Below are 24563 nucleotides of genomic sequence, written 5' to 3' on the forward strand. Positions count from 1 at the left end.
AGATGAAGAGAAAGAGACAGGGCAAGCTTGGTTCCACGGGCAAGGGACGCAGACGCAGACCGCTGCTGTCGCGGAAGACACGGATACGCAAAGGTCCCGGCCGCAAATCGCGCAAGGGGCTGCTTGGCAAGCCGGGGAAGAAATCCCTGCAGCTGCGCAGAAAAAGAAGACTACGCAGACGGCTGCTCCGCAAATCCCGAGTGGTTAGGCCGGTACAGGTCATCCCGGCTATCGAGCCCCCTCTAGAGCCTCAGGTGATTCCGCTCCCCCCGGATCTGGGCGTCCCGCCGGAACTGCCGCCGGGAGACGCCTATCAGCAGGGCTACACCGAAGCATACAACGTGGGGTTCGACGCAGGTTTCGCCAAGGGCTTCGAGGACGGGCATAAGCTGGAGCTTGGCTGACAGAGCCGCAGGCATAGCAGCGTGCAGGCCGATACAGCGGCTACAGGGGCTGGCGCATATTGCGCCGCCCCTATAGCTATAGCACATGGGGAACTTTGGATAAGGCAGGCTATCGGAATTTCCGGCCGGATATGGTAGACTTCTTAACAGAATCTTTACCGGGTTCACTATTCGGGCAGGAAAGCGGGGAACGCACATGATGGGGAATGAGATACGAAGAGCGCGGAGTGAGGAGATCCAGGAGATCATGAATCTGATTGCCAAATGTGTACAAGTTATGCAGGCAGGCGGAAGCGATCAATGGGATGAAGGGTACCCTAACCGTGAAGTCATTAGTGAAGATATCGGTAAGGGAACCTTATTTGTCTGCCTGGAGCATGAGGCGATTGCCGGAATTCTTGTGCTGGATGAGAACCAGGCAGAGCAATATGCAGGCATCGAATGGGAGCAGCAGCAGGGGCCGCATCTGATTATGCACCGGCTTGCGGTACATCCCGAGATTCAGGGTAAAGGGATTGCCCGGCGGTTGAACGCCTTTGCCGAGGAATTCGCCCGCAGCAGCGGGTATAGAAGTATCCGGCTCGATACATATGCGAAGAATGACAGGGCGCTTAAGCTGTATCCTTCACTCGGGTATGTGCAGAGAGGCGAGATTCGTTTTCCTGGCCGTACCGCCGCTTTTCCGGTGTTTGAGAAGGTGCTGACAGAGAATATGGAGAGCTAATTTCTATTGAAGTGAGGAAACATTACATTTTATCCTGATTTTCTAGTGTGAAAATGTTGGGTGGTGCCCGAAACTCACTTTTACTAATTATAATGTTAACTTTAATAACTATTGTTGACAGAAAAGCTGTCTTTGGACTATGATGGGATTATTCATAAGCAATGGAATAGTCCTTTTCGTATATCCTTAATAATTGGTTTAAGGGTCTCTACCGGGAACCGTAAATTTCTGGCTACGAAAATATGCTGAGGCATATTGTTGTGGCCTTTTTGTGTTAGTGATCAGCCGGACATCAACAAGACTAGGGGGAGAAGACAATGGCGAATATCCTGATCAAGCATGCGGAGATTATTACAATGAACAAGCAGGAAGACATTATATACGGTGATATCCGCATCCAGGGTGATCTGATTGTGGAGATTGGCACCGGCCTTGAAGTGAAGGGGGCTGAGCTTGTCATCGACGCCAAGAACCGGACGGTTATCCCCGGCTTCATCCAGACGCATATTCATCTGTGCCAGACGCTGTTCCGCGGCAAAGGGGATGATCTGGAGCTGATGGACTGGCTGCGCAAACGGATCTGGCCGCTGGAGGCGGCGCATGACGAGGAGTCCCTGTACTATTCAGCCATGCTGGGCATTGGGGAATTAATCACCAGCGGCACAACGACCATCGTGGATATGGAGACAGTACATCATACGGATTATGCCTTTCAGGCGATTGCGAAGAGCGGTATCCGCGCCCTGTCAGGGAAGGTTATGATGGACCGGAAGAACCCCGATGCACCGGCGGCTCTGCAGGAGGAGACGGCGGCTTCGCTGCAGGAGAGTGTGGATCTGCTGGAGAAATGGAACGGATATGCGAACGGCCGGATTCAGTATGCTTTTTCCCCGCGGTTTGTTATTTCTTGTACGGAGCAGCTGCTGCGGGAGGTGGAGAGCCTCTCGGCCCGTTACGGGGTGAAGGTGCATACCCATGCTTCCGAGAATCTGGGCGAGATCGAGCTTGTGCAGGCGATGACCGGTATGCGCAATGTCGTCTATCTGGATCACCTGGGGCTGGCTAACGAACGTCTGATTCTGGCTCACTGTGTCTGGCTGGATGAGCAGGAGAAGCGGATTCTGCGGGACCGCGGGGTTCATGTCAGCCACTGCCCGGGCTCGAATCTCAAGCTGGCCTCCGGCATCGCCGATACGCCGGGCATGCTTCATGACCATATTCATCTCAGCCTGGGTGCAGACGGCGCGCCCTGCAACAATAATCTGGATATGTTCAACGAGATGCGTCTGGCGGCAGTCATCCAGAAGCCCGCGCATGGCCCGACTACGATGGATGCCCGGAGCGTCTTTCGGATGGCGACCATCGGAGGCGCGAAGGCGGTGGGGATGGAGGATCAGATCGGCAGCATCGAGGTCGGCAAGAAGGCGGATCTGGCCATCCTTAATCTCTATAATTTCCATACCTTCCCCTCTTATGATGTGGACCCGATCTCGCGGATCGTCTACTCGGCTACCCGTGCCGATGTGGAGACGACGATGGTTGACGGTGAGATACTCATGCACACAGGGCAGCTGAAGACCATTGACAAGGAAGTCGTGCTTCAAGAAGCGAACCATTCCATCAAAAGACTGCTGGGCAGCGCGCGGCTATCCTAAGCGGAAGAGGCTTCAACGCCAGTTGTCCCAGACAAACTGACTATAGTGACCGGAGGCATGATTGCGGCCCGAACCAGAAGCATGTTAGATTTAAATTGTAGCCTTGCAGGGGACTTTGCGCCTCTGCTTTTTTTGTCCCTGGAGGGATAATGAATGTAATGAACCTTTTCTCTTGCCCAGTTGTTTAATAGGGTGGCCCTCTTTTGATTCCCTCTACAAGTATTGCTATACTAGAGCAACGTGAGCTTTTTACAGAAACAAGGAATTAATTTTACACCACTATTAATGAAGAGAGTAAGAGGGGATTGCAATGAGAGAGGGCAAACCTGCGTCTGCGCAGGCTCATTTCTATATCGTGGCGGGATTGCTGTGGCTGAAGCTGCTGCTGCTGAGAGGGCTGTTCTTTGACCGGATTGCCTGGGAGTGGATCGCTGCGGATCTGGCGCCGGTACTCCTGCTGCTCGGTGTGCTGGCTGTAATTACGCCTGAGCGGATGAGGAAAGCGGTCTTCTGGAGCTTCAATGGCCTATTGTCGCTGCTGCTGTTCGCGGCCAGTGTGTACTTCAATCACTTTGGGTCGGTGCCTACCTATCTGGCGCTCTATGAGCTGAACCAGGTGTTTCAGGTAAAAGAGAGTGTAGAATCTACGATTGAGTGGGTCGATTATCTGTTTTTTGCCGAACTGCTGATAGTGATGATCTATTCGCTCTTCCGCAGATGGAAGAGAGGGCCTGAACAACGGTGGCAGAGGGACAGTCAGCCTGCACGCAGTTCCCGGAGCATCTATCGGGTGATGCTGCTGGTGGCAATCATTGGCGGCGGCTCGCTGTCAGCGTACTCGATTCATTCGGCTAGGGGAATTACCAATGAACTGGTCCAGGCGGAGACGGCCGGATTCCTGAATTATGAGGTGGTGGCAACGATCAAGGCCCGGGAAGATAACGGCCTGATCGGTACCGGCGATATTCAGGAGACGATAGCCAAGGTGCAGGCACTGGAGGCCAGCTATCCATACAAGACTGTGACTGGCGGACAGCCGGAACATTTCGGATCGCAAAAGGGGAAAAACGTCATCATCATCCAACTGGAGGCGTTTCAGAATTTCCCGCTGCATCAGTCACTGGAGGGTCAGGAGCTGACCCCGGTGCTGAATGGCCTGGCCGCAGAGGGTTTCTATTTCCCGCATGTGTATCAGCAGGTAGGTCCGGGCAATACCTCGGATGCGGAATTCATGAGCAACACCTCGATCTATCCGATCGCTTCGCTTGCCATGTCCACAGGCTTCGGGGACCGGGAGCTGCCGGGACTGCCGCGGCTTTTGCGGGATAAGGGGTATGAGGCTTACACGTTCCATGTGAACAAGGTGGGCTTCTGGAACCGGAATGAGCTCTATCCTGCGCTTGGCTTCAACGGCTACTATGACAAGGGCTCCTTCAAGAATGACCATTTTAATTCCTTCGGAGCCTCCGATGAGCAGCTCTATGCTACTGCCGTGGAGAAGCTGGCAGTGCTGCATCAGAAGGGCACGCCTTTCTATGCCCAACTGGTGACGGCCTCCAGCCATCATCCGTTCAAGGTGCCGGACAGCTTCCGCCGCATTCAGATACCGGACAAGCTCCAGGGCACGATGCTGGGTGATTATCTGAGCGCGGTGAACTATACGGATTATGCGATAGGCACGCTGATTGACGGATTGAAGCAACAGGGCATGTGGGAGGATACTGTGCTGGTGCTGTACGGTGACCATTTCGGCCTGCAGCCGAAGGATGTCCCGGCGGAGCAGGTGGAGGAGACGCTTGGCATCAAATATGACGACCGGATCAGCCGGTTCAACATTCCGCTCGTGATCCACGTGCCCGGCATGAAGCAGGGACAGGTTGTGGAGCGTACCGGCGGACAGCTGGATGTGCTGCCGACGGTAGCCAATCTGCTCGGGGTATCGCTGAAGGATGAGGGGTTCACGGCATTTGGTCATGATCTGCTGAATCTGGACCGCAACGTGGTGGGCATGCGCTATTATTTGCCGACAGGCTCTTTTTTCAATGATGAAGTGTTGTTCGTCCCCGGTAAAAGCTTCGCGGATGGTGAGGCGGTCTCGCTGGATACGCATGAGCCGGTTAAGGATTTCAGTGCCTATCAGAGCGATTACGACTACATCCTGAAGCTGATGGGCTTATCTGATGAATATGTGAAGCTGCTTCCGCAGCGTTAGGAGGATGTTATGAAAAGACTATGGAAACCCGAGGTTCTCATCTCGCTGGCCGGCGCTGTGCTGATCCTCTATCTGCTGTTCGTGCGGCCCTTCACCGGCGTTGCCGATAACGGCGATTTCCTGCGGATGATGAATACGGTCGGACTGAATTATTTTGATGCCGGGGAGGATTATGCTGACCGTTTCTTCAGCTATAGTCATTCTAAATTTGCCTATGATGATCTGTTCAAGGGCTTCTACCCGTCCTCGCAAATTCTGCTGGTGCTGGTGCCAAGGCTGCTTGCGGGCTTATTTCACGGCAGTTACTTCGATATCCGTCTTCTGGCAATTGTATATGGAGTGCTGCTGCTGGCTGCCACGTGGATGATCGTCAAGCTGGGCGTGAAAAGCTCCTATGCCACGGGCCTGCTGCTGGGCGCGGGAATGCTGTTTGTGTTCTACGATATCGGCTATCTGGCTTATTTCAACTCCCTGTTCGGCGAACCCGTGTCGATGGTCTTCATGCTGCTTACGTTCGCGCTGGGCCTGAGGCTTATCTTCCAAGAGCAGCCGTCCTCCAAAGGACTTACGCTGTTCTTCGTGGCCGTGCTGTTCCTGATCTGCTCCAAAATCCAGAATGCCCCCGTCGGCCTCGCTTTTGCGCTGATCTTCCTGCGCCTGCGGACGCTGCATGGAACAGGCAACTGGCGCAAGCTGGCACTTGGGCTTGGGGTGGCTACAGCGCTGGTATCAGTGATTATGTACGTGACAGCGCCGAAGGAGCTTAAGCATATCAACCTGTATCAGACGGTGTTCTTCGGCATTCTGAATGAATCACCGGATGTGCGCGGTGATCTGCGCGACCTGGGGCTGCCGGAGCGCCTGGAGGTACTGGCGGGGACCAACTATTTCCAGACAGATACGGCGATCAAGCAGGATGATCCATCGCTGGTTCCGGATTTCTATGACCGTGTATCGCATAAGGATGTGCTTTTCTTTTATATGAAACATCCCGGCCGGTTAATAGAGAATATGAAGTATGCAGCTGCTAACAGCATGTCCATCCGTCCCTACTATCTGGGAAGCTATGAGAAAAGCGAGGGTAAGCCTGCGGGCGCGGTAGCAGGAATGTACAGCGGCTGGAGCGAGCTTAAGAACAAGCATCTGCCTCATTCTCTCGAATTCCTGGTTATTTTCTATCTAGTGTATTACGCCGGAGTGTTCTATCAATACTTCCGTACGAAGGAGGTAGCGGGGCGGATCGCCGGAGAAATGATGATGCTGCTGGGACTGATCGGGCTGTTCTCGTTCCTGGTTCCGATCCTCGGTGACGGCCGTGCGGATATCGGCAAGCATCTGTTCCTGTTCAATGTCTGCTTCGATATGATGGCGGTGGCGATGCTGGGCTGGACGCTGCATAAGCTGACGAGGCTGCTGAAATAACCTGTCATGTCAAACCCTTAATTGACCCCTAGCGGATTATAGAATACAATGTGTTTGGAACTTTAGTAAAAGAGTGGAAATGGCTTGATACAGCCTCATCCTACAAGGGGGCCGCTATGGGGAATGAAGAATATAAGGATAAGATTGAACAGGCAAGACAGGAACTGAACAAACTGGCCTTGGAGTACGGGATGCAGGATGTCCGGGTACTCCGCCAATCGGTGAAGCTGGATGCGCTCCTGAATGAATACAGTGATTGTAATACGGAGAAGGATGATCAGCTTTATTAGAGAATTACTGAGCAGCTATACCAATACAAGAGACACTTTGACGGTTAACGCCGCGGAGTGTCTTTTTTTAATATTCAGGGGTCAAAAATCATCGCCCAGCAGCTCGCGGAGCATCTTCTCCCGGTTCATCATGAAGGCGCGGGTGACCGTGTAATGCTCTGTGTCCTCCAGCGCAACAGGCGTGATGCTCTCTCCCTGCAGCAGGAGAATATCCGCACCCGGATAGGACATCAGGATTGGGGAGTGGGTGGCGATGATGAACTGGGAATTCTGCTCCGCCAGCTCATGCATCCGCGCCAGCAGTGACATCTGCCGCAGGGGAGACAAAGCGGCCTCGGGCTCGTCCAGAATATAGATGCCCTGCCCGCTGAAGCGGTGAACGAACGTGGAGAAGAAGGATTCTCCATGCGACTGCTCATGCAGCGAGCTTCCTCCATAAGAATCTTTAATCCGGTTCCCCATGCCCGGCTCCTCATCCAGCTTATCGATATAAGAAGCCACATTGTAATAGCTCTCCGCACGCAGGAAAAAGCCGTCCTTCGGCCGCCGTACCCCTCTGGCAATCCGCAGGTATTCATGAAGGCTTGAATGCGAGGCACGGGTATGGAATGAGAAATTCAGCGTCCCCCCTTCCGGATTGAACCCCCAGGCAGCAGCAATGCCTTCCAGCAAGGTAGACTTCCCGCTACCGTTCTCCCCCACAAGAAAAGTGACCTGTTTCTGAAAAGCAAGCCGTTCCAAGGTTCGTACCACCGGCAGATGAAACGGATAGCTCCCGAAGGAAGGGACTGCATCCCGCAGCAGCTCGACATGGCGCAGATACAGCATAGGGCCATAGATTGAACTCATATCTTAGTGCCTCCTCAGTAGGTTTTCCCTAATTGTAGATGATTCTTGGGGCCCCCGCAAAGTACTTGAGTAAGCTTCAGAGTATGGCCTCACTTTGTGGGGCTGTTATGGGGCCCCCGCAAAGTACTTGAATAGGCTGCGGAGTGTTGCCTCACTTTGTGGGGCTGTTATGGGGCCCCCGCAAAGGATTTGAATAGGCGCCGGTGTGCAGACCCTGCCTCTGCATGGACAAGAGTGGACGGAATCTGCAGAGGTTCGGGCCAAGCGGGCGAAAGACGGGGGGCATATGCCAATTTCGCCGCGACACAGACAGATGTCCATGAGGCGGATGCTGACTCCGCATATAGTACTACTGTCTTGAGAATCTAACGGGGCAGGGTGAAGGCCGTGAAAACAAAAAAGAGAGGCGGGCTTCCACGGGATTACCGGGATGGTTATCTGCAAGGGTACCATCTCGGCCTGTGCGAAGCCGTGAAGCGCCTGAATACCCCTGAAGTGGGGGAACGCCAGCCGTTAAAACTGATGTATGTTCCCCAGGGGTTTCAGGCTATCGATGCGGGAGTCGCAGAAGCACTGCGGCTGCTGGTAAGCGAGCTGATCATCTGTCCTCCGGAAACTATGCTGGAGGTGGCAGCGCGCGAATTGCCGGAGGCGGTGCTGGTGATGAACGGGCTGCATGTATTTCCGGAGAATCATTTGGAGCAAATTACGGCAATACGGCAGCTGGGTATCCCGGCGGCGATCTGGTTCGTGGATGATCCTTATTTCACCGAGGACACATCCGTCATCTGCCGGCATTACGATTATGTATTCACGCATGAGCTGGGCTGTGTGGAATTCTACCGTTCGCTGGGGACGGCGTCTGTGCACTACCTTCCGCTGTGCGTCAACCCCCAGATGTTCTATCCGCGCCACACCGGACCGCAATATCACTATGATGTCGTGTTCATCGGCAATGCCTTCCGCAACCGTACGGAGCTGTTCGATGAGCTGGTCCCCTTCCTGCGGGGGAAGAAGGTGCTGATCGCCGGGGGGTTCTGGGAGCGGCTAGCCCACTTCGAGGAGCTGTCTCCGTACATCAGAGAGGGCTTCATCCCGCCGGAGGAGACCGCCAATTATTACAGCGGCGCCAAGCTGGTCATCAATATCCACCGGCCCTGGGAAGGAGGGATGGACAACCGGAATACGTTCCAGCTGCCGTCCCTCTCCATTAATCCCCGGACCTATGAGATCAGCGCCTGCGGGACGATGCAGCTGACCGATATCCGGCAGGATCTGGATATCCACTACAAGCCGGGCCGCGATCTGGAGACCTTCGCTTCTGCCGATGAGCTGAAGCGCAAAATTGATTATTACCTGAAGCACGAGAAGGAGCGCCGCGGGTATGCGTTGCGGGCACTGCAGACCACGCTGCGCCGGCATACCTTTACTTCGCGTCTGCCTCATTTACTGGGTGTTCTTACTTCAAGAGGGTGAATTTCATTATGGATCAAAAGGAGCGAATACTCATGAACAATGAATTTATTATGCCTGCCCCGCCATTGCCGAGAACCCCTGCGGAGGAAGAGAAGCTGCGGGGCCGCCTGACCGGCTTCAAAGGCGGTTATGACGAAGGTTATCTGCGGGGACGGCTGGCTGTGCTGGACGGACGCCCGGAGGAGCCGCAGCCGGTAAGGAATATCCATGTGATGTACGTGGCTTCAGGCAAGGGATACCCGTATTCTCCGCTGGATGATGCAGTGCTCTTCGCTCTGCAGCGGCAGACGGTCCAGGTCACGATTACCGATGTGCGCCAGAATCTGGTGGAGCTGGCAGCCGCCCAGCGTCCGGATCTCGTGCTGGTGCTGGATGGTCTGGATTTGCCGCTGGAGCAGGTGGCTATTCTGCGCGGCCAGGGCATCAAGACCGCAATCTGGCTGACCGATGATCCGTATTACACGGACTTCACAATGAAGATTGTGGCCCATTATGACTTTGTATTCACACTGGAGCGTAATTGCGTAGAGATCTACCGCGGCCTGGGCTGCACGGAGGTCCACTATCTGCCTTTTGCCGCGCACCGTGAGCATTACCGTCCGACTACCGGACGGTCGCCGGTCAGCCGGGATGTCAGCTTCATCGGGTCCGCGTACTGGAACCGGATTAATTTCTTCCGCGATATTATGCCGGAGCTGATGAGCTACAACACGGTCATTAACGGAATCTGGTGGGACCGGTTGCCGGAAGCTCCGCTCTATGGCGACCGGATTGAGATCGGCAAGTGGATGTCCCCTCAGGAGACGGCTGTAACTTACAGCGGCTCGAAAATTGTGATCAACCTTCACCGCTCGCATATCGACGATGCCGTCAACAATAACACGCTGTATATTCCGGCCGTATCGCCGAATCCGCGTACGTTCGAGATTGCTGCCAGCGGCACGCTGCAGCTCTGCGATGCCCGTGACGATCTCGGCTCCTTCTACAAGGTGGGCGAAGAGATCGACACCTACTCCAGCCCCCGCGAGCTGATGGACAAAATCCAGTACTATCTGACGCACGAGGAAGAGCGCCGGGAGATGTCTCTCCGCGCCTTCGAACGCACGCTGAGGGATCATACGTATGCCAGACGTCTGGGTCAGCTGCTCACTATTATTTACGGGTAAGCCAGCAGGGCAATCGTAGAACAGGCTGTCAGCAAAATGTGCGTATCACAGGGGACAGGTGTCGTGCCGGCATCTGTGCCCCCTCAATATACTGGAGTACCGGGCAGAGATGTTAGCCTGTCAGCTAATATACCCGTCCCAAGCAGGAGCACTGCTGAGTGATAGCAGATTGTGTGCATTCAAAATTAGGAGGTGAATGGCTGCTCCACAGCCCTTCGCAGGGGAGCGCCGAGACACCATGGCCGACAAAGCGACGATCGTCCTCTTTTCCCATGTCTCCAACACGCGCAGTATTACGGGTGCGGAGAAGTTGCTGTTATTCTTCAGCCGGGAGCTGTCTCCTTACTTCAATTGTATCCTCGTAGCTCCGCAGGACGGGAAGCTGACACAGCTGGCCCGGAGCTACGGCCTTCAGGTCCGGCTGATGTCTATTCCGCTGGTCTATGGAGTGTATACCCCTTATGCCGGTCTTCCGGCAGATATCCGCAAGCTGCAGGAGGGCCGGGAGTATCACGAGCTGACGCACTGGCTTGCGGAGCTCCGTCCGTCGTTCGTGATCACCAGCACCTGTGTGCATGCCCTGCCGCCAATCGCGGCGAAGACACTGGGCATACCGGTGATCTGGAAGATCTCGGAGACCATCACAGACAACGAGTTCACCCCGGTCAGCGTAGAGCTGATCCACAACCACAGCGATGAGATTCTGGCGATTTCACAGACAGCGGCAGCGTGCTTCCCCGAGGAGATCCGCGATAGCAAGGTGACCCAGCTGCCTCCGTCATGGAGTGACGGGGATTTGATGTTCGAGGCTTGGAGCAAGCTGCGCGGGGAACGGCGGAGTGAGCTGAAGATTGCTCCGGGGGACCCGCTGATCGGCTATGTCTCTTCCTTCATTAATAAGGAGAAGGGGCTGGAGCATTTCGTCAAGATGGCGGTTCTGGTGCATGAGCAGCATCCGGCTGCCCGCTACCTCGTAGTGGGGACTCCCGGGGATAAAAGCTACTATGAGCGCTGTGTCCGCAAGGTGAAGCTGGAGGGACTGACCTCACGCTTCCGGTTTGTCGGATATGAAGAATGTCTGCCGGCCGCTTACTGCGCGATGGATCTGCTCGTTGTCCCCAGCCTGATCCGGGAAGGCTTCGGCATGACGGCCCTGGAGGGCTATGCCTTCAGCAAGCCGGTCGTCGCTTATGATTCCGGCGGCCTGCGGGAGATCCTGAACGCCGCAGGCTGCGGCGAGCTGCTCGTGCCAGCGGGAGACATCGATGCGCTGGCCGCACGGGTGAACGCGCTGCTGGCCGACCAGGCGATGGCGGCCGGCATTGGCCGGCAGGCGCGGGAGCACATCGAGGCCGTCTACGGCCCGGCGGCTTACCGCGCCCGGCTGCAAGGCTTAGCGGAGAGGTGGCATCTCCGCTACTGCCTCCAGCCGCCGCAGCTCAGCGGCGGCTTGGAAGCCCTGCCCGCAGCTGCGCCGGCGGGCGGGAAGAGCGCCCCCGCGGCAGCGCCGACGCGGGGGAAGTCCGGGCGCCGCGCCGCACGGCTGCGGGCCGCGAAGCTGCGGCGCGGCAGGCTGCGCCGCGCCAAGTCCCGGAGCAGCGCGGCGGGAAAGAGCCCGCGCCGCAAGAAGCGCGCGGCAAGCTCCGCGCGCAGGCGGGCCAGCGGCGGCAAGAAGCGCCGCGCGGGCCATGCCGGAAGCCGCCGGAGCAAGCGGCGGCGTAAGGCATCTTGAGCAGCCTGCCCGGTTCCTGAGGGCAGGCCATAATCAAAGGGGAGTGAACCCATGAAGATCATGACGATTTTGGGCACACGGCCCGAGATCATCCGCCTTAGCGTCATCATTCCGCTGCTGGACCGGCATGCGGATCGGCATGTGCTGGTGCATACGGGACAGAATTTCACGGCCAGCCTCAGCGGGGTATTCTTCGCCGAGCTGGGACTCCGCGCACCGGACTACGTGCTGCAGGATAAGCAGGCCGGACTCGGGGGCCAGCTGGCCGCCATGTTCGGCAGCCTGGAGAGCATTCTGCTTCAGGAGCAGCCGGACCGCGTGCTGCTGCTGGGTGATACCAACAGTGCGCTGTGTGCCATTCTGGCCGAGCGGATGGGCATCCCTGTGGTGCATATGGAAGCAGGCAACCGCTGTTACGATCTGAAAGTGCCGGAGGAGAAAAACCGCCGTGTCATAGATGCCGTCTCCACCATAAATATGCCGTATACCCAGCAGAGTAAAAGACATCTGCTCAGCGAAGGGTTCCCCAGCCAGCGTATCGTGCTAACCGGTAATCCCATCCATGAGGTGATTACGCATTACGAAGAGCGAATCGCTGCCAGCGACATCCTGTCCCGGCTGAAGCTTGAAGCCGGCCGGTATCTGCTGGTGACTGCCCACCGGGCCGAGAATGTCGATGATCCGGAGTCACTGCTCCAGATTATGTCCGGGCTGAACCTGGTGGCTGAGCAGTTGGGGCTCCGCCTGATCTGCAGCATTCATCCCCGTACACGCTCCAAGCTTACGGAGCAGTTCCCGCTGACTATGAACCCGCTGGTGGAGTTTCACGAACCCTTCGGATTTTTTGACTTTGTTCATCTGGAACGTTATGCCCTGTGCGCCATTACCGACAGCGGCACCGTTCAAGAAGAATGTTGCCTGATGGGAGTACCTACGGTGACCATACGCCGGACAACAGAACGCCCGGAGACCGTCGATTGCGGAAGTAATGTAGTGTCCGGGGTAGAACAGAACAGCATTCTGCGCTGCACCGTGCTGATGACGTCGCTTAAGCCTGATTGGGAGGCGCCGGAAGGGTATCTGGCCCAAGGTGTCTCGGTAAAGGTAGTTAAATTTCTGCTTGGAGGGAACCTGCATGTTCAATAATAAACGGATTCTGGTTACAGGCGGTACCGGTTCCTGGGGGCATGAGCTGATCCGGCAGCTGCTGCCGCAGCATCCCAAAGAAATCATCGTATTCTCCCGCAGTGAGTCTGCACAGGTAGCCATGAGCCGTGAATTTGAAGATCAGCGTCTCAGCTTCATCATCGGTGATATCCGTGACAAGGATGCGCTGGTGGCTGCCTGCCGCGGTGTGGATTATGTCTTCCATCTGGCTGCACTCAAGCACGTGCCTGTCTGCGAAGACCAGCCGTACGAGGCACTCAAGACGAATGTGGTCGGCACACAAAATGTCATTGAAGCGGCGATTGCCAACAATGTGGAGAAGGCGATCTACATCTCTACCGACAAGGCAGCTAATCCGTCGAACTTCTATGGCATGACCAAGGCCATCGGCGAGAAGCTGTTCGTCTATGCCAATCTGATCGGCTCAGGCACCAAGTTTGTTACCGTGCGCGGAGGCAATGTGCTGGGGACGAACGGCAGTGTGGTCCACCTGTTCATGAAGCAGATCAAGGACAAGGGACAGGTAAAGATTACAGACATGAACATGACCCGGTTCTTTTTCACCCTGCGCGATGCCATTACCCTGCTGTTCAAGGCTTCCGATGTCAGTATCGGCGGCGAAATCTTCGTCATGACCATGCCGACCTGCCGGATCGTGGATTTGGCCGATGTGCTGATCGAAGCTTCCGGGCGGACGGATGTCAGTATGATTGAGACCGGCATCCGCCCGGGTGAGAAAATCCATGAGATCCTGATGAGCGATTTCGAGAGCCTGACTACGGTGGTCTACGATGAGCAGTACCTGGTTATTCTGCCTACGCTCGATATGCCGGAGCTGAAGGAGCATTACCGTCATTACCCCCATGTGTCCTTCAGCAGCTTCAGCTCGGAGAATCATCTGATGGAGCAGGCTGAAATCAAGGATATTCTGATCCGGGGAGGGTTCCTCCAGTGAAGCTCCTTATTCTCGGCGGAAATGGTATGGCAGGTCATATGCTGGCGGAGTATTTTCGCCGCCAGGGCAAGCACCACATCTTCCATACAACCCGGGATAAGAAGGATCTTGGAGGGTTGTATGTAGACGCCGACGACATCGCCGGTGTAGAAAAGCTGGTTGAAATCGTCTCCCCCCATTGCATTATTAATGCGATGGGGGTACTCAATCAATTCGCCGAACGGGACCGGATTGGCGCGTATCATGTCAACGGATTCCTGCCCCACCGCCTGCGGCGGGCAGCGGACCAGATTCATGCCCGGCTCATCCACATCAGCTCCGACTGCGTGTTCGAAGGAACACGCGGCGGATACACCGAGGAGGATGCCGCGGATGGAACCTCGGTCTACGCCCTTACCAAGAGTCTTGGAGAAGTGCGTGATCCCGGACATCTTACGATCCGCACCTCCATTATCGGGCCTGAGATCCGTTCTGGCGGAATCGGCCTCATGGAATGGTTCCTGGCCCAGAAGGGCCGGGTAACCGGATATGAATGCGTGATGTGGAATGGAGTCACTACCCTGGAGCTGGCCAAAGCCGTTGACTCCTTGCTGGACTCGGATCTCTCCGGGCTGATTCATCTGGCCCACCCGCAGCCCGTAAGCAAATATCAGCTGCTGCAGATGATGCAGACGGCATTTCATAAAGAGGATGTTGAGATCATCCCGCAGCAGACGCCAGTTCAAGACCGGACGCTGATCAGTACGAGAAGCGATGTTACGATTGAGCTGCCGTCCTATCCCCGGATGCTTAGCGAGCTTGCCGATTTTATGCGCAGCTCAGAGCTGCCGACATGAGCGGGCGGCGGCGTCTCCTTATTACCGGAGCTTCCGGCTTTACCGGCAGGCATGCCGTGGCCTATTTTGCCGCCGGAGGAGCGGAGGTGACTGCTGTAGTCCGCCGCAAGCCAGAAGCGGAGTTGTTCCCGGAGGGGGTTCAGCAGGTTGTCTGTGACCTGGGGGACCGTAGGGCTGTAGCGGCAATGATTGGAGCGGTGAAGCCGGATCAGGTGCTGCACCTGGCAGGCAAGAATTCGGTCCCGGAGTCCTGGCGGGACCCGCTGCTCTATATGGAAACCAATGTAATGGCTACTCTATATTTGCTTGAGGCGCTGCGTGTCCAGCCGGCCAGCCGTATTCTGGTGGCCGGCTCCCGGCTTAAGTACAGACCGGGTGCGGCAGACCCGCCTCACCCCTACAGCCTCAGTAAGACGCTGGAAGAGCTGGTATCGCTGGCTTGGGGAAGGTTGTTTGCACAGCCTGTGCTGATGGCGGAGCCCTCGAACCTGATTGGGCCTGGTCCGTCTACCGGCTTCTGTTCCCTGCTGGCACAGCATATTGTGCGCAGTGAAGCAGCCGCCGTAACCGGATCGGCTGCACCTGCTGCCTTTCGGCTCTCCTCACGCCATGCGCTGCGTGATTTTCTGGATGTGCGTGATGCGGTCAGGGCGTATGGCTTCATTCTGGATTCGGGAGAGACCGGCAGGATCTACCGTATCGATTCCGGGACGGAGCGGGAACTGGGAGAGATTGCAGCGAAGCTGCTGACTCATGCTGCGGCTCCGGTAAGGGTGGACTGGGGCCCGCAGGAGGAGCACAGCCGGGGCAATCCTTCCCTGTCATCTGCCGTTCCGGCGAAGCCTTCATTTGAATCTGCTGATACTAAGGGAACGCCTGAAGAATCGGGGGACTATGCTGCTATTTCCGGCTGGAAGCCGGAGATTGCGCTGGACCGTTCACTGGCGGATATTATCCGCTATACAAGAGCCGGTAAGGAAGGAGAGTTGTTATGAAGCCCAGAGTATCCGTAGTTATTCCTTTTTACAATTGTCCTTATATTGAGCAGGCACTGCAGAGCGCCATATCTCAATCCTGGCAGCCCTATGAGATTATCGTAGTAGATGACGGTTCAACTATGCATGCAGAGCGGATTACCCCTTATCTGCCCTACATTCACTATCTGGGCAAGGCCAACGGCGGCACCGCTTCGGCACTTAACCATGGTATTGCGCATGCCACGGGAGATTATGTAGTCTGGCTCAGCTCGGATGATATGTTCTATCGTGACAAGATCAATAATCAGGTTCTGTTCATGGAACAGAACCGTTTGCTGATCTCGTACACCAACTTCAACTACATTAACGGAAACTCGCAGGCTATGGAGCTGAATGCTGCGGCCGTATTCCCGAACCAGCTTGAATATCTGCGCTGCTTCCTGTACGGCAATCCCATCAACGGCTGTACGGTGATGTTCAAGCGGGAGATCTTCGGTGCCATCGGGATGTTCGATGAAGCCCTTCCGTATACCCATGATTATGATCTGTGGTACCGGGCGATTCTGAACGGTTATGCACCGGTGATGCTGAACCAGTCCTTGACGGCTTACCGCCGGCATGAGGGAATGGGCACGCTTAGACACTACGATGTCATTATGGCTGAAGCAGCAGCAACCAGTGCCCGTTATCACGCTCCGTTAAGTGCCCTGATTGCCTCCATGGGCGGCTAACTGCCGGAGCGCACAGCCGGCACTGCAGCACAGCCCAAGGTCAGGCAATTAACGCTTAGGAGGGAGAGCATATGTACCGGGAAATCGAAGTGAAAGACTTCCTGCCGGTCCTGCTGGAGCAGCTGAAATTCTCCGAAAGTATACTGGATATCGGCAGCGGTACCGGTACGCTGCTGGAGCGGTATGAAGCCACTGTGGTGCTGGGGCTGGATATCCACAGGCCTTATCTGCTGCACCGCAAATACAAGGCCCCCCATATCATTCCGGTTCATGCCGATGCCGGTCATATCGATAAGCTGTTCCTGCCGGGAACCTTCTCTGCGGTTACTCTGATCGATTCGCTGGAGCATTTCTCGATGAGTGAAGGCATGGAGCTGCTGCGTAAGGCGGAGCTCATCGCTGCGAACCGTGTCGTTGTATTTACACCGCGGGGTTTCTTCCCGCAGGAGGGGAAGGACCATTTCAATCTGCATGGAGAGTATTACCAGAAACACTGGAGCGGCTGGGAGCCTGAGGACTTTCTGAAGCTGGGCTACGCTGTAACTGTACTGAAGGGCTTTCACCATGCGGAGAATCCTTCATTCCGGGAAGCTTTCGGTGAGAATCACGCTCCGCTGGACGCCCTGCTCGCCTGCAAGACTGTATAAATGAACTCAGGGAGGAGGCCGGGGCATGAATCAGAAGACCAAGGTCTCGGTGGTAATTCCGTTCTATAATTGCCCATACGTACATCTGGCGGTCGAAAGCGTGCTGGCCCAGAGCTATACAGATATTGAACTGATCGTGGTGGATGACGGTTCAACGCTCCATACGGAGAAGCTTGACGCCTATAGAAGCCGGATTATATATGTCCGCAAAACCAACGGAGGGACCGGCTCGGCCCTCAATAAAGGAATCGAGGTGGCAAGCGGAGCTTATTTTGCCTGGTTAAGCGCGGATGATCTGTTTCATCCCGATAAAATCAGACGGCAGATAGAAGCCATCCGCAGCTCAGGAACCTCCTTCAATCATACGGCTTACTACTATATTAATGAGTACGGGCAACGGATTCAGGATATTGTCCGGATGCCGGCCTTGAGCAGGCCGGCCCTCATACAGACCATGATGTCCGGCTGTCCGGTGAACGGCAGTACGGTGCTCTTAGATATGGAGATCCTCTCCAGGGTCGGTATGTTTAATGAGACGCTCCTGTATACACAGGATTATGATATGTGGCTGCGGATTCTGCCTCACTATGAGTGGTCTTATATAGAAGAGCCGATGCTGTATTACCGCATTCATAATGAGATGGGCTCGGTCCTGCACAACGAAGCGCAGAACCGGGAAATTGCCAAGGTGCAGTTCATGCACAGGGGTGAATTGACGGAGCTGCTGAGAAAGGAGAGAAGGAATTGAGACTGACCTTTCCGGTTCTGACCTTATCCAGAGGCGGTGCGCAGCGGATGATAGCAGAGCTTGCGAACGCCCTGACTTTAATAGGGCATGAGGTCGTTATTCTTATGCCCAGCTTAGGTGTTGTGGAATATGAGATGAAATGTCCGATTATCCCTGTGCCCGCTCCGGTCCTTAGGGAAGATCATTTCCCTTACGGGGATGTCATTATCTCCAATTATTATACAACCGTTCCGGTTGCCGAACGGGCCAGCCGTCTGGGCAAAGGACTGCATATCCGGCTGGCCTTATGCTATGAGCCGAATTTCCTGCCGGATAATAATCAGTCGTTCGCCTCCTATGGCATTACCCGCAACCTGCTTGTACTGTCGCGCTGGCAGCAGGAGGTCATACGGATCAATCATGGTATTAAAGGGAGAATTGTTCCGGTCGGTGTTGACCCGGATTTCCATAATACGCATTTTCGCGACAATCCAGGCAAGCCGCTGATCGTCTCGGCTATTATGCGGCGCCCAGAAGGCGGATTCTCCGGCCACAGGGAACAGGAATACCTGATTCAACAGCTTGATATGGTCAAGCGGCTTCATCCTGAGGTGGAGATCTATATCATGACTCCCCCTGCTGAATATGCCGCTTCAAGGAGTCTGCAGGCCTTACTTAGCTCCGGGCGCTATCAGCTGCGGACACCCGCCAATGATGATGAACTGGCTTATCATTACAATGAGACGGATATTTTTGTCAGCGCAAGTACCAATGATGCCGGTTCACTGCCGGGGCTGGAAGCGATGCGCTGCGGTGCTGCTCTGGTTACCGTGTATTCAGGGGGGAACCTCGAATACTGTGCACACGGGCAGAACTGCCTGATGTCATACCGTCATGAGAACCGTCTTGCTGCGGATATTGTGACGCTCATTAACGACGGGGAGCTTCGCCGGCGTCTGGCCGCCAGGGGAGAGCAGGATTCCCTGAAGTTTACATGGGAGAGAAGCGTGCAGATTTTCCAGGCTGAGCTGTTTGAGATGGTGTCCAGACAAGGGATGTGATGCCTCCGGGCAGAGCGCCAAAACAAAACACAGAAACCTTCAACCCAGGTTAACGTCTGGAATTGAAGGTTTTTTTGCCGGAAGACAGGGGGATAAGAAGCTAGCAATAGTTAGAAGATAGAGAAGGAATTCATCATCTCGCGGAAGGAATGCGCATACTGATCGAATCCGAAATGCGTAACCATGTGCTGGCGGCCCTGATAGCAGATGGCTTCGCGCAGCGGGATGTTATTCATCAGCTCCAGTCCTTCGTTCACAGCAGCCTCCACATTGCCAAGCGGATAGAATTTGCCGGTAATATTATGGGTAATGAAGGATCTGACCCCGTCGGAATCCGTACTGAGTACAGGACAGGAGCAGCAGACAGCCTCAGCTACGGCATATCCGAAGCCTTCTGTGACAGAGCTGGACAGCAGGAAGCCTCCTGAAGCGGCAATCGATGAATAATAGACAGGCATCATCTGGTTAGGCACATTCGTGAACACAATCAGCCGGTCATTCAGGCCAAGGGAATGCAGCTCAGCATTGAACGCCTCCTTTTGGTCATCGGAGGCCAGGGCCGGATCATGGAACATCCAGAGATGCAGGTTAGGTTTCGCTTTGCGGATATGGTGGGCAATCTTCAGGTACTCGCTCCAGTTCTTGTTGGATTCCAGCCGCCCTACCCAGGCGATGACAGGATCAACGGGCGCCTCGGCGGGGATATACCTGAATTCTTGTACATCCACAAGGTTCGGAATAATATAGCGCTGGAGCCAGGGGCAGATCTCGATAAACAGCTCCAGTAAATGATCGGTGGGGGGAATCAGCACGGCATTGCAGAAGGATTGCAGATAAGGCACGGATTCAATAATTATATTTCGGGCTTCGCTTCGTGTTCCCAAACCCTGGGATTCATAGATCAGGATACCGCCATACCCCAGCCGGCGCAGACGTTCCAGCAGCAGGTAATCGGAGGTTACGATGATGGCGTCATAATGATTAGTATTCAGTATAGCCCTGATATCTTCATCCTGCGAAGTGATAAATACCGGGAAGCTTACACTATTGTTGGTGCCGGACCCCGGCATGAGATAGAGTACATGGCATTCGATGCCGTTCTTTTGAAGACTCTCACACCGCAGCCTGTTCAGGGTCTCCACCCCGCCGCTTGGTACATAAAACGTAAATAGAATTTTCAAGCTTACCCCTCCTGATCTGGACTGCCTGCGGAGAAACACAGTCTGCTGTTATATAAGATACGCCTGATTTCTCTTGCGTGTGACTGTGGGGGGCGGCATTGCCAAATCCTTTCTGGATAGCCCGGCAGCGGAGGAGCCATGCTAAGGCTTGTTACGCTGCACTACATTATTCTGTGAAGGGAGATGAAGGAATGTTGCGATCGAAATTCGGCTTGTCCGTGTCTGCTGCCTTGCTGGCCGGCGCCTTAAGTATGACCGGCTGCAGTGCCGGCCATTCGTCAGATAATGGCAATATGCAGACGAAAAGTGTGCGGGGGACAGACGGGCGAATCCACGTGAACTCCACACGGGACATGAAGCGTGACGATGACTTCGGCAGCATGGAGATGAGCAAGGAATTGGCTGACCGTGTAGCGGCCATGCCGGAAGTCCGTTCCGCTAACGTTATTATGGTCGGCCGAAGCGCATATGTCGCTGTAATGCTGGAGAATGCTTCGGGCGGGGTACACACCCGGAGTACCACCCGCGGGAAAGATACAGGAAGAGGAACTGCTGCGGGTGTTCCCGGGATGACAGGGACAGGAGGCTCCATGGCGGGCATTCCGGGAAGTCTGACAGGCACCGGAACCGTTGGCGGTACAGGCATGGCGGCTCCCGATGATTATCCGGGGAACGGCAATAACGGGATTATGTCCAGAAGCAATATGGGGGATGATACAGACACGCTTCCCGGGGGAATCAAGAATAAAATCGCCGCAGAGGTTAAAAAAGGAAACACATACGTCGGAAATGTGTATGTCTCGGCGAACCCGGATTTCGTGGAACGGGCCGATTATTATGCCCGGGAATTCCGTGCTGGGCACCCGCTCAGAGGCTTCGCGAATGAATTCCGTATCATGGCGGAACGGATTTTCCCTGCCCGCAGCGGACAGTAAGCAGACGCTGCTGCATAGTGCCTTGAATGAAGATAGTATTCCAGAGGAATATGAGGCTTATTCAGATGAAGGGCACAGGGCGGACACCAGTAAATGAAGACAGACGCAAACAATGCAGCCGCCGCACCCCGAAGGCCGGGTACGGTGACTGCATTGTTTGCGTTTATAGGGATAATGAAAATGTGGCTTACTGCCCTGGAGTTAGGCTTCCAGCTTGCGTCCGCCGATCCATACGCCGCGCAGATTCAGATCTTGGTCCAGCTGCAGAATATCGCCGCGCTTCCCTGCTTCAAGCGTTCCGATAGACCGCTGCATGCCGAGTGACAGCGCCGGATTAAGGCTGGCAGCCTGTGAGGCTTCCAGCAGGCTGAGACCGACCTCCTGCACCAGATAACGGAACCCGCTAATCATCGTCAGTGTGCTGCCGGCCAGTGATTCAGGATGCTCCTTCAGCGTGGCTATGCCGTCCTTGACAATCACAGGCAGATCACCGATCGCATATTCTCCGTCGCTGAGTCCGGTTGCTGACATGGCATCTGTGATCAGCAGCAGATTGTGATTGTTCTTGAGCCGGGTAATCAGGCTGATGGCTGCCGGATGAACATGGATTCCGTCGGCAATGACCTCGGCTCTGATCCGGGGATCGAACAGGACGGCACCGGCCGTTCCCGGCTTGCGGTGATGCAGCGGTGTCATGGCATTGAACATGTGCACTGCCTGGTTCAGGCCGGCATCGGCAGCGGTAATCACCTGCTCGAATGTGGCATCTGTGTGGCCAAGCGCAGCCGTAATGCCATGCTTGCGCAGCCACTGGATCGCTTCCAGGGCAGCTTCACGCTCGGGAGCCAGGGTGACCTGACGGATCATTCCCGGATACTTGCCCTCCCATTCCTCCAGCCACTCTATATTAGCTGGCACGATGTGCTCAGGATTCTGCGCTCCAGGCCATCGTACGCTGATGAACGGTCCCTCCAGATGTACACCTGCCAGCCTTGCATAAGGCATGCCGCCTTCACGGGAACGATAAGCATCCACCTCAGCCAGCACCTGATCGATGTCTGCCTTGGCAGCCGTCATGGTTGTAGCCAGCATAGAGGTCGTCCCGTGTGAGGCGTGGAACCGTGTGATGGTGTCAAGAGCATCTGCATCGCTGTACATGAAGTCATGTCCGGCTCCGCCGTGCACATGCACATCGACGAATCCGGGGATCAGCAGACCTTGCGCCTCCCGGGTGGTTGTCTGCCAGCCCTCATAAGCTGCGGGCAGCCAGGAAGCTTCTCCGGCATATTGGATCAAGCCTTCCGCTACGGCAACTACACCCTGCTCAATAATTCCGTCAGGAGTCAGCACTTTGCCGTACAACAATTCTCCGCGCGTACCGTTTATTTCAGCCATTTGGCAGCTCCTTCATCCAGCAGGACGACCACATTCGGATGGCTCTGCAGCAGCGAGGCGGGACACTGGGTGGTGATTGGACCCTCCAGCGCATTTTTAACCGCTTCCGCCTTCTCTTCCCCGCGGACAAGCAGTACAATCTGCTTCGCTTTGAGAATCCCGCCGATGCCCATCGTTACCGCCTGACGCGGAACATCCTCTACACGGTCGAAGAAGCGGGCATTGGCTTCCAGGGTCTCTTCCAGCAGATCGACCACATGGGTTCCGCTGCTCAGGCTGGCATCCGGCTCGTTGAAGCCGATATGGCCGTTGCTGCCGATGCCGAGGATCTGCAGATCCACCGGACCGTTATCCTCCAGCAGCTTGTCATACGCACGGCATTCGGCCGCAAGGTCGGGAGCATTTCCGTTAGGTACATGGGTGCGGGCCAGGTCGATATCGATATGATTGAACAGATGCTCATTCATGAAGCTCCGGTAGCTCTGAGGATGGTCCACCGGCAGTCCGACATATTCGTCCAGGTTGAAGGAAGAGGCTTTGGCGAAGCTGACATTGCCCTTGCGGTGCATCTCCACCAGCTTCTCGTACACCCCGACAGGCGAGCTTCCGGTAGCCAGACCAAGAACGGCTCTGGGATTACTCTGCAGCAGACTGGCGATCAGGTTAGCTCCTGTGGCTGCGAAATCTTCTTCATGCTGAAATTTCAAAATATTCATTAGATTTGACCTCCCCGTTTATGACGGTAATGTTGGACGTTCCGATAAGATTGCTCAAGCTTGGGGATGAAATCCCCGAACCGGGTACTGACCATGCCGGTGAACAGAATATCGATAATATGCAGCTGTGCGATCCGTGACGCCATATCGCCGCGCCGCATGCCCTGCTCAAGAGACGAGGAGAACAGCGGAAAATCAGCGAGTGTAGCCAAAGTACTGCTTCCGTATGAGGTTAACGACACCGTAGCTGCGCCGCTTGCGGCTGCACAGGTTAAGGCATCGACCGTCTCCGGGGTCTCCCCCGAATAAGAGACTGCGAAGGCCACATCGCCGGAAGAGAGCGAGGAAGCGGAAGTGATCTGCATATGGGAATCGGCAAAAGCGGTGCAGTTCACGCCAATGCGGATCAGCTTCTGATAGAAATCCTGGGCCACGATGGACGACGTAGCCATCCCGTACAGATCGACCCGCCGCGCCCGGCACAGCAGATCAATGACCTGCTGCAGCCGTCCCAGATCCAGCAGCGAGGTAGTGTCCCGGATCGAGGCCAGGTGGTTGGCCTGCATGGCCTCTACAATGAATTGCAGCGGATTGCCGGCCACGATGTCCTGATAAGAGGAGCTGCCGGTCTCCGGCGAGCCGTCGCTATGCGCCAGCTCAGCTGCCAGCTTGAGCTTGAAATCGGGATAACCCTTGAAGTGCAGCGCTTTGCAGAACCGCGTAATCGTCGCCGTGCTGATGCCGCATTCCTCCGCCAGCTCCGTGATGCCCATATGGACAATTTCCCCGGGCGAGGCCAGAATGCGCTCAGCCAGCTTGCGTTCCATTTGCGACAGCTTGGGCTTGTCATGCTCCAGAACATGCAGAATGGGAGACAAGCGCTCACCTTCTTTACTATAGATTCAGATTCATGTAGCTTTCTCTACTTACCCGAATGAAAATGTAGAAATGGACATGCGGAAATGGACAGGTTAAGTTTTGGCCTAATTAAGTTTTGGCCTAAGCCGCTTTTGAAATTATTTTACATAATATTTACGTTAATAAAGAAAATTATTTTCATAATTAGGATAAAACAAATTGCGGAAGGTTGCAATAGGCAGTTTGGTTTAAGGCTGGTCTGGGGCAGAATTAAGGAAGATGGAGGTGGCGGATTTGCAGCAGGGGAGTGGGGGAATGGAGGAAGGATTATTGTAAGAGGAAACAGTTGGATTTTTGTTAATTGTTAACTCATCATTCAGTTTTTTGTGAAAAATAATTGGATTTTTGCTGCTTAGTTTTGCTCAAATTCCATTTTAAGCTGATTGC

The 24563-nt window shown here is 55.2% G+C and carries 24 protein-coding genes and 1 riboswitch; of the genes, 19 read left to right on the top strand and 5 right to left on the bottom strand.

Going from position 1 to position 24563, the window contains the following annotated elements; translation table 11 throughout:
• Positions 1 to 2 precede the first annotated feature (2 nt).
• The 6 genes from NST04_RS10115 (at position 3) to NST04_RS10140 (ending at position 6707) form a co-directional block, all read left to right on the top strand.
• Entirely contained in the window at positions 3 to 404 is a 402-nt protein-coding gene (locus NST04_RS10115) for a hypothetical protein (protein ID WP_341150401.1), read from the top strand.
• A 196-nt stretch (positions 405 to 600) separates the two neighbouring features.
• Entirely contained in the window at positions 601 to 1128 is a 528-nt protein-coding gene (locus NST04_RS10120) for a GNAT family N-acetyltransferase (RefSeq protein WP_341184135.1), read from the top strand.
• A gap of 156 nt (positions 1129 to 1284) precedes the next feature.
• A riboswitch (purine riboswitch) is annotated at positions 1285 to 1383 on the top strand.
• A 62-nt stretch (positions 1384 to 1445) separates the two neighbouring features.
• Positions 1446 to 2783, top strand: a complete 1338-nt coding sequence (locus NST04_RS10125) for a 5'-deoxyadenosine deaminase (protein ID WP_341184136.1) — start codon at positions 1446 to 1448, stop codon at positions 2781 to 2783.
• A gap of 310 nt (positions 2784 to 3093) precedes the next feature.
• Positions 3094 to 4995 (top strand): LTA synthase family protein, encoded by a 1902-nt coding sequence (locus NST04_RS10130; RefSeq protein ID WP_341184137.1) that lies wholly within the window; start codon positions 3094 to 3096, stop codon positions 4993 to 4995.
• Between the two features lie 9 nt (positions 4996 to 5004).
• A complete protein-coding gene (gene wsfD, locus NST04_RS10135; RefSeq protein ID WP_341184138.1) occupies positions 5005 to 6417 on the top strand; it encodes a glycan biosynthesis hexose transferase WsfD in 1413 nt (470 codons plus the stop codon).
• Positions 6418 to 6533: 116 nt separating this feature from the next.
• Positions 6534 to 6707, top strand: a complete 174-nt coding sequence (locus NST04_RS10140) for an aspartyl-phosphate phosphatase Spo0E family protein (protein ID WP_341017000.1) — start codon at positions 6534 to 6536, stop codon at positions 6705 to 6707.
• Positions 6708 to 6788: 81 nt separating this feature from the next.
• Here NST04_RS10140 and NST04_RS10145 read toward each other — a convergent pair whose 3' ends face one another.
• Entirely contained in the window at positions 6789 to 7556 is a 768-nt protein-coding gene (locus NST04_RS10145; RefSeq protein ID WP_445667882.1) for an AAA family ATPase, read from the bottom strand.
• 378 nt (positions 7557 to 7934) lie between these two features.
• Between NST04_RS10145 and NST04_RS10150 the strand changes: the two genes are divergently transcribed.
• The 11 genes from NST04_RS10150 to NST04_RS10200 all read left to right on the top strand — a co-directional run bounded on the left by NST04_RS10150 (position 7935) and on the right by NST04_RS10200 (position 19031).
• Positions 7935 to 9032, top strand: a complete 1098-nt coding sequence (locus tag NST04_RS10150; protein ID WP_445667883.1) for a CgeB family protein — start codon at positions 7935 to 7937, stop codon at positions 9030 to 9032.
• A gap of 32 nt (positions 9033 to 9064) precedes the next feature.
• Positions 9065 to 10198, top strand: coding sequence for a CgeB family protein (locus tag NST04_RS10155; protein WP_341184140.1), 1134 nt, complete (start codon positions 9065 to 9067; stop codon positions 10196 to 10198).
• Positions 10199 to 10394: 196 nt separating this feature from the next.
• On the top strand, positions 10395 to 11930 hold the full coding sequence (locus NST04_RS10160) for a glycosyltransferase family 4 protein (protein WP_341184141.1): 1536 nt from the start codon (positions 10395 to 10397) through the stop codon (positions 11928 to 11930).
• Positions 11931 to 11981: 51 nt separating this feature from the next.
• Complete coding sequence (gene wecB, locus NST04_RS10165; RefSeq protein ID WP_341184142.1) at positions 11982 to 13076, top strand: non-hydrolyzing UDP-N-acetylglucosamine 2-epimerase; 1095 nt, start codon at positions 11982 to 11984, stop codon at positions 13074 to 13076.
• Positions 13066 to 14052, top strand: coding sequence for a polysaccharide biosynthesis protein (locus tag NST04_RS10170; RefSeq protein ID WP_341184143.1), 987 nt, complete (start codon positions 13066 to 13068; stop codon positions 14050 to 14052). Before wecB ends, NST04_RS10170 begins: the two co-directional genes overlap by 11 nt.
• Entirely contained in the window at positions 14049 to 14888 is an 840-nt protein-coding gene (locus NST04_RS10175) for a dTDP-4-dehydrorhamnose reductase family protein (protein WP_341184144.1), read from the top strand. Before NST04_RS10170 ends, NST04_RS10175 begins: the two co-directional genes overlap by 4 nt.
• On the top strand, positions 14885 to 15883 hold the full coding sequence (locus NST04_RS10180; RefSeq protein ID WP_341184145.1) for an NAD-dependent epimerase/dehydratase family protein: 999 nt from the start codon (positions 14885 to 14887) through the stop codon (positions 15881 to 15883). Before NST04_RS10175 ends, NST04_RS10180 begins: the two co-directional genes overlap by 4 nt.
• Positions 15880 to 16596 (top strand): glycosyltransferase, encoded by a 717-nt coding sequence (locus NST04_RS10185; protein ID WP_341184146.1) that lies wholly within the window; start codon positions 15880 to 15882, stop codon positions 16594 to 16596. Before NST04_RS10180 ends, NST04_RS10185 begins: the two co-directional genes overlap by 4 nt.
• A 71-nt stretch (positions 16597 to 16667) precedes the next feature.
• Positions 16668 to 17243, top strand: a complete 576-nt coding sequence (locus NST04_RS10190) for a class I SAM-dependent methyltransferase (protein ID WP_341184147.1) — start codon at positions 16668 to 16670, stop codon at positions 17241 to 17243.
• A gap of 25 nt (positions 17244 to 17268) precedes the next feature.
• The gene (locus NST04_RS10195) at positions 17269 to 17991 is read left to right on the top strand and encodes a glycosyltransferase family 2 protein (protein ID WP_341184148.1); all 723 of its coding nucleotides are present in this window, start codon (positions 17269 to 17271) and stop codon (positions 17989 to 17991) included.
• Positions 17988 to 19031 carry a glycosyltransferase family 4 protein gene (locus NST04_RS10200; protein ID WP_341184149.1) on the top strand — a complete coding sequence of 348 codons (1044 nt, stop codon included), beginning with the start codon at positions 17988 to 17990 and terminating at the stop codon, positions 19029 to 19031. The genes NST04_RS10195 and NST04_RS10200 overlap by 4 nt, the downstream gene beginning before the upstream one ends.
• Before the next feature lie 110 nt (positions 19032 to 19141).
• Here the strand turns inward: NST04_RS10200 and NST04_RS10205 are convergent, their stop codons facing one another.
• Positions 19142 to 20212 carry a glycosyltransferase family 4 protein gene (locus NST04_RS10205; RefSeq protein ID WP_341184150.1) on the bottom strand — a complete coding sequence of 357 codons (1071 nt, stop codon included), beginning with the start codon at positions 20210 to 20212 and terminating at the stop codon, positions 19142 to 19144.
• Positions 20213 to 20403: 191 nt separating this feature from the next.
• Between NST04_RS10205 and NST04_RS10210 the strand changes: the two genes are divergently transcribed.
• Complete coding sequence (locus NST04_RS10210; RefSeq protein ID WP_341184151.1) at positions 20404 to 21147, top strand: YhcN/YlaJ family sporulation lipoprotein; 744 nt, start codon at positions 20404 to 20406, stop codon at positions 21145 to 21147.
• Positions 21148 to 21348: 201 nt separating this feature from the next.
• Here the strand turns inward: NST04_RS10210 and nagA are convergent, their stop codons facing one another.
• The 3 genes from nagA to NST04_RS10225 are packed head-to-tail and all read right to left on the bottom strand — an operon-like array spanning position 21349 to position 24136.
• Positions 21349 to 22542: an N-acetylglucosamine-6-phosphate deacetylase gene (nagA, locus tag NST04_RS10215; RefSeq protein ID WP_341184152.1), complete on the bottom strand. Its 1194-nt coding sequence runs from the start codon at positions 22540 to 22542 to the stop codon at positions 21349 to 21351.
• Positions 22530 to 23258 carry a glucosamine-6-phosphate deaminase gene (gene nagB, locus NST04_RS10220; protein WP_341184153.1) on the bottom strand — a complete coding sequence of 243 codons (729 nt, stop codon included), beginning with the start codon at positions 23256 to 23258 and terminating at the stop codon, positions 22530 to 22532. The genes nagA and nagB overlap by 13 nt, the downstream gene beginning before the upstream one ends.
• The gene (locus NST04_RS10225; RefSeq protein ID WP_341184154.1) at positions 23258 to 24136 is read right to left on the bottom strand and encodes a MurR/RpiR family transcriptional regulator; all 879 of its coding nucleotides are present in this window, start codon (positions 24134 to 24136) and stop codon (positions 23258 to 23260) included. Before NST04_RS10225 ends, nagB begins: the two co-directional genes overlap by 1 nt.
• A gap of 84 nt (positions 24137 to 24220) precedes the next feature.
• Here NST04_RS10225 and NST04_RS10230 point away from each other — a divergent pair, with 84 nt between their 5' ends.
• Positions 24221 to 24484: a hypothetical protein gene (locus NST04_RS10230; protein ID WP_341184155.1), complete on the top strand. Its 264-nt coding sequence runs from the start codon at positions 24221 to 24223 to the stop codon at positions 24482 to 24484.
• Positions 24485 to 24563 lie beyond the last annotated feature (79 nt).

This window comes from Paenibacillus sp. FSL H7-0756 (assembly GCF_038006765.1).
Taxonomy (GTDB): domain Bacteria; phylum Bacillota; class Bacilli; order Paenibacillales; family Paenibacillaceae; genus Paenibacillus_AQ.

What these genes read in the sequence shown, in the direction of transcription:
- NST04_RS10115 (WP_341150401.1), top strand. Translation starts at nt 3, where the DNA reads ATGAAGAGAAAGAGACAGGGCAAGCTTGGTTCCACGGGCAAGGGACGC.
- NST04_RS10120 (WP_341184135.1), top strand. Translation starts at nt 601, where the DNA reads ATGATGGGGAATGAGATACGAAGAGCGCGGAGTGAGGAGATCCAGGAG.
- NST04_RS10125 (WP_341184136.1), top strand. Translation starts at nt 1,446, where the DNA reads ATGGCGAATATCCTGATCAAGCATGCGGAGATTATTACAATGAACAAG.
- NST04_RS10130 (WP_341184137.1), top strand. Translation starts at nt 3,094, where the DNA reads ATGAGAGAGGGCAAACCTGCGTCTGCGCAGGCTCATTTCTATATCGTG.
- wsfD (WP_341184138.1), top strand. Translation starts at nt 5,005, where the DNA reads ATGAAAAGACTATGGAAACCCGAGGTTCTCATCTCGCTGGCCGGCGCT.
- NST04_RS10140 (WP_341017000.1), top strand. Translation starts at nt 6,534, where the DNA reads ATGGGGAATGAAGAATATAAGGATAAGATTGAACAGGCAAGACAGGAA.
- NST04_RS10145 (WP_445667882.1), bottom strand. Translation starts at nt 7,556, where the DNA reads ATGAGTTCAATCTATGGCCCTATGCTGTATCTGCGCCATGTCGAGCTG.
- NST04_RS10155 (WP_341184140.1), top strand. Translation starts at nt 9,065, where the DNA reads ATGAACAATGAATTTATTATGCCTGCCCCGCCATTGCCGAGAACCCCT.
- NST04_RS10160 (WP_341184141.1), top strand. Translation starts at nt 10,395, where the DNA reads ATGGCTGCTCCACAGCCCTTCGCAGGGGAGCGCCGAGACACCATGGCC.
- wecB (WP_341184142.1), top strand. Translation starts at nt 11,982, where the DNA reads ATGAAGATCATGACGATTTTGGGCACACGGCCCGAGATCATCCGCCTT.
- NST04_RS10170 (WP_341184143.1), top strand. Translation starts at nt 13,066, where the DNA reads ATGTTCAATAATAAACGGATTCTGGTTACAGGCGGTACCGGTTCCTGG.
- NST04_RS10180 (WP_341184145.1), top strand. Translation starts at nt 14,885, where the DNA reads ATGAGCGGGCGGCGGCGTCTCCTTATTACCGGAGCTTCCGGCTTTACC.
- NST04_RS10185 (WP_341184146.1), top strand. Translation starts at nt 15,880, where the DNA reads ATGAAGCCCAGAGTATCCGTAGTTATTCCTTTTTACAATTGTCCTTAT.
- NST04_RS10190 (WP_341184147.1), top strand. Translation starts at nt 16,668, where the DNA reads ATGTACCGGGAAATCGAAGTGAAAGACTTCCTGCCGGTCCTGCTGGAG.
- NST04_RS10195 (WP_341184148.1), top strand. Translation starts at nt 17,269, where the DNA reads ATGAATCAGAAGACCAAGGTCTCGGTGGTAATTCCGTTCTATAATTGC.
- NST04_RS10210 (WP_341184151.1), top strand. Translation starts at nt 20,404, where the DNA reads ATGTTGCGATCGAAATTCGGCTTGTCCGTGTCTGCTGCCTTGCTGGCC.
- nagA (WP_341184152.1), bottom strand. Translation starts at nt 22,542, where the DNA reads ATGGCTGAAATAAACGGTACGCGCGGAGAATTGTTGTACGGCAAAGTG.
- nagB (WP_341184153.1), bottom strand. Translation starts at nt 23,258, where the DNA reads ATGAATATTTTGAAATTTCAGCATGAAGAAGATTTCGCAGCCACAGGA.
- NST04_RS10230 (WP_341184155.1), top strand. Translation starts at nt 24,221, where the DNA reads ATGGACAGGTTAAGTTTTGGCCTAATTAAGTTTTGGCCTAAGCCGCTT.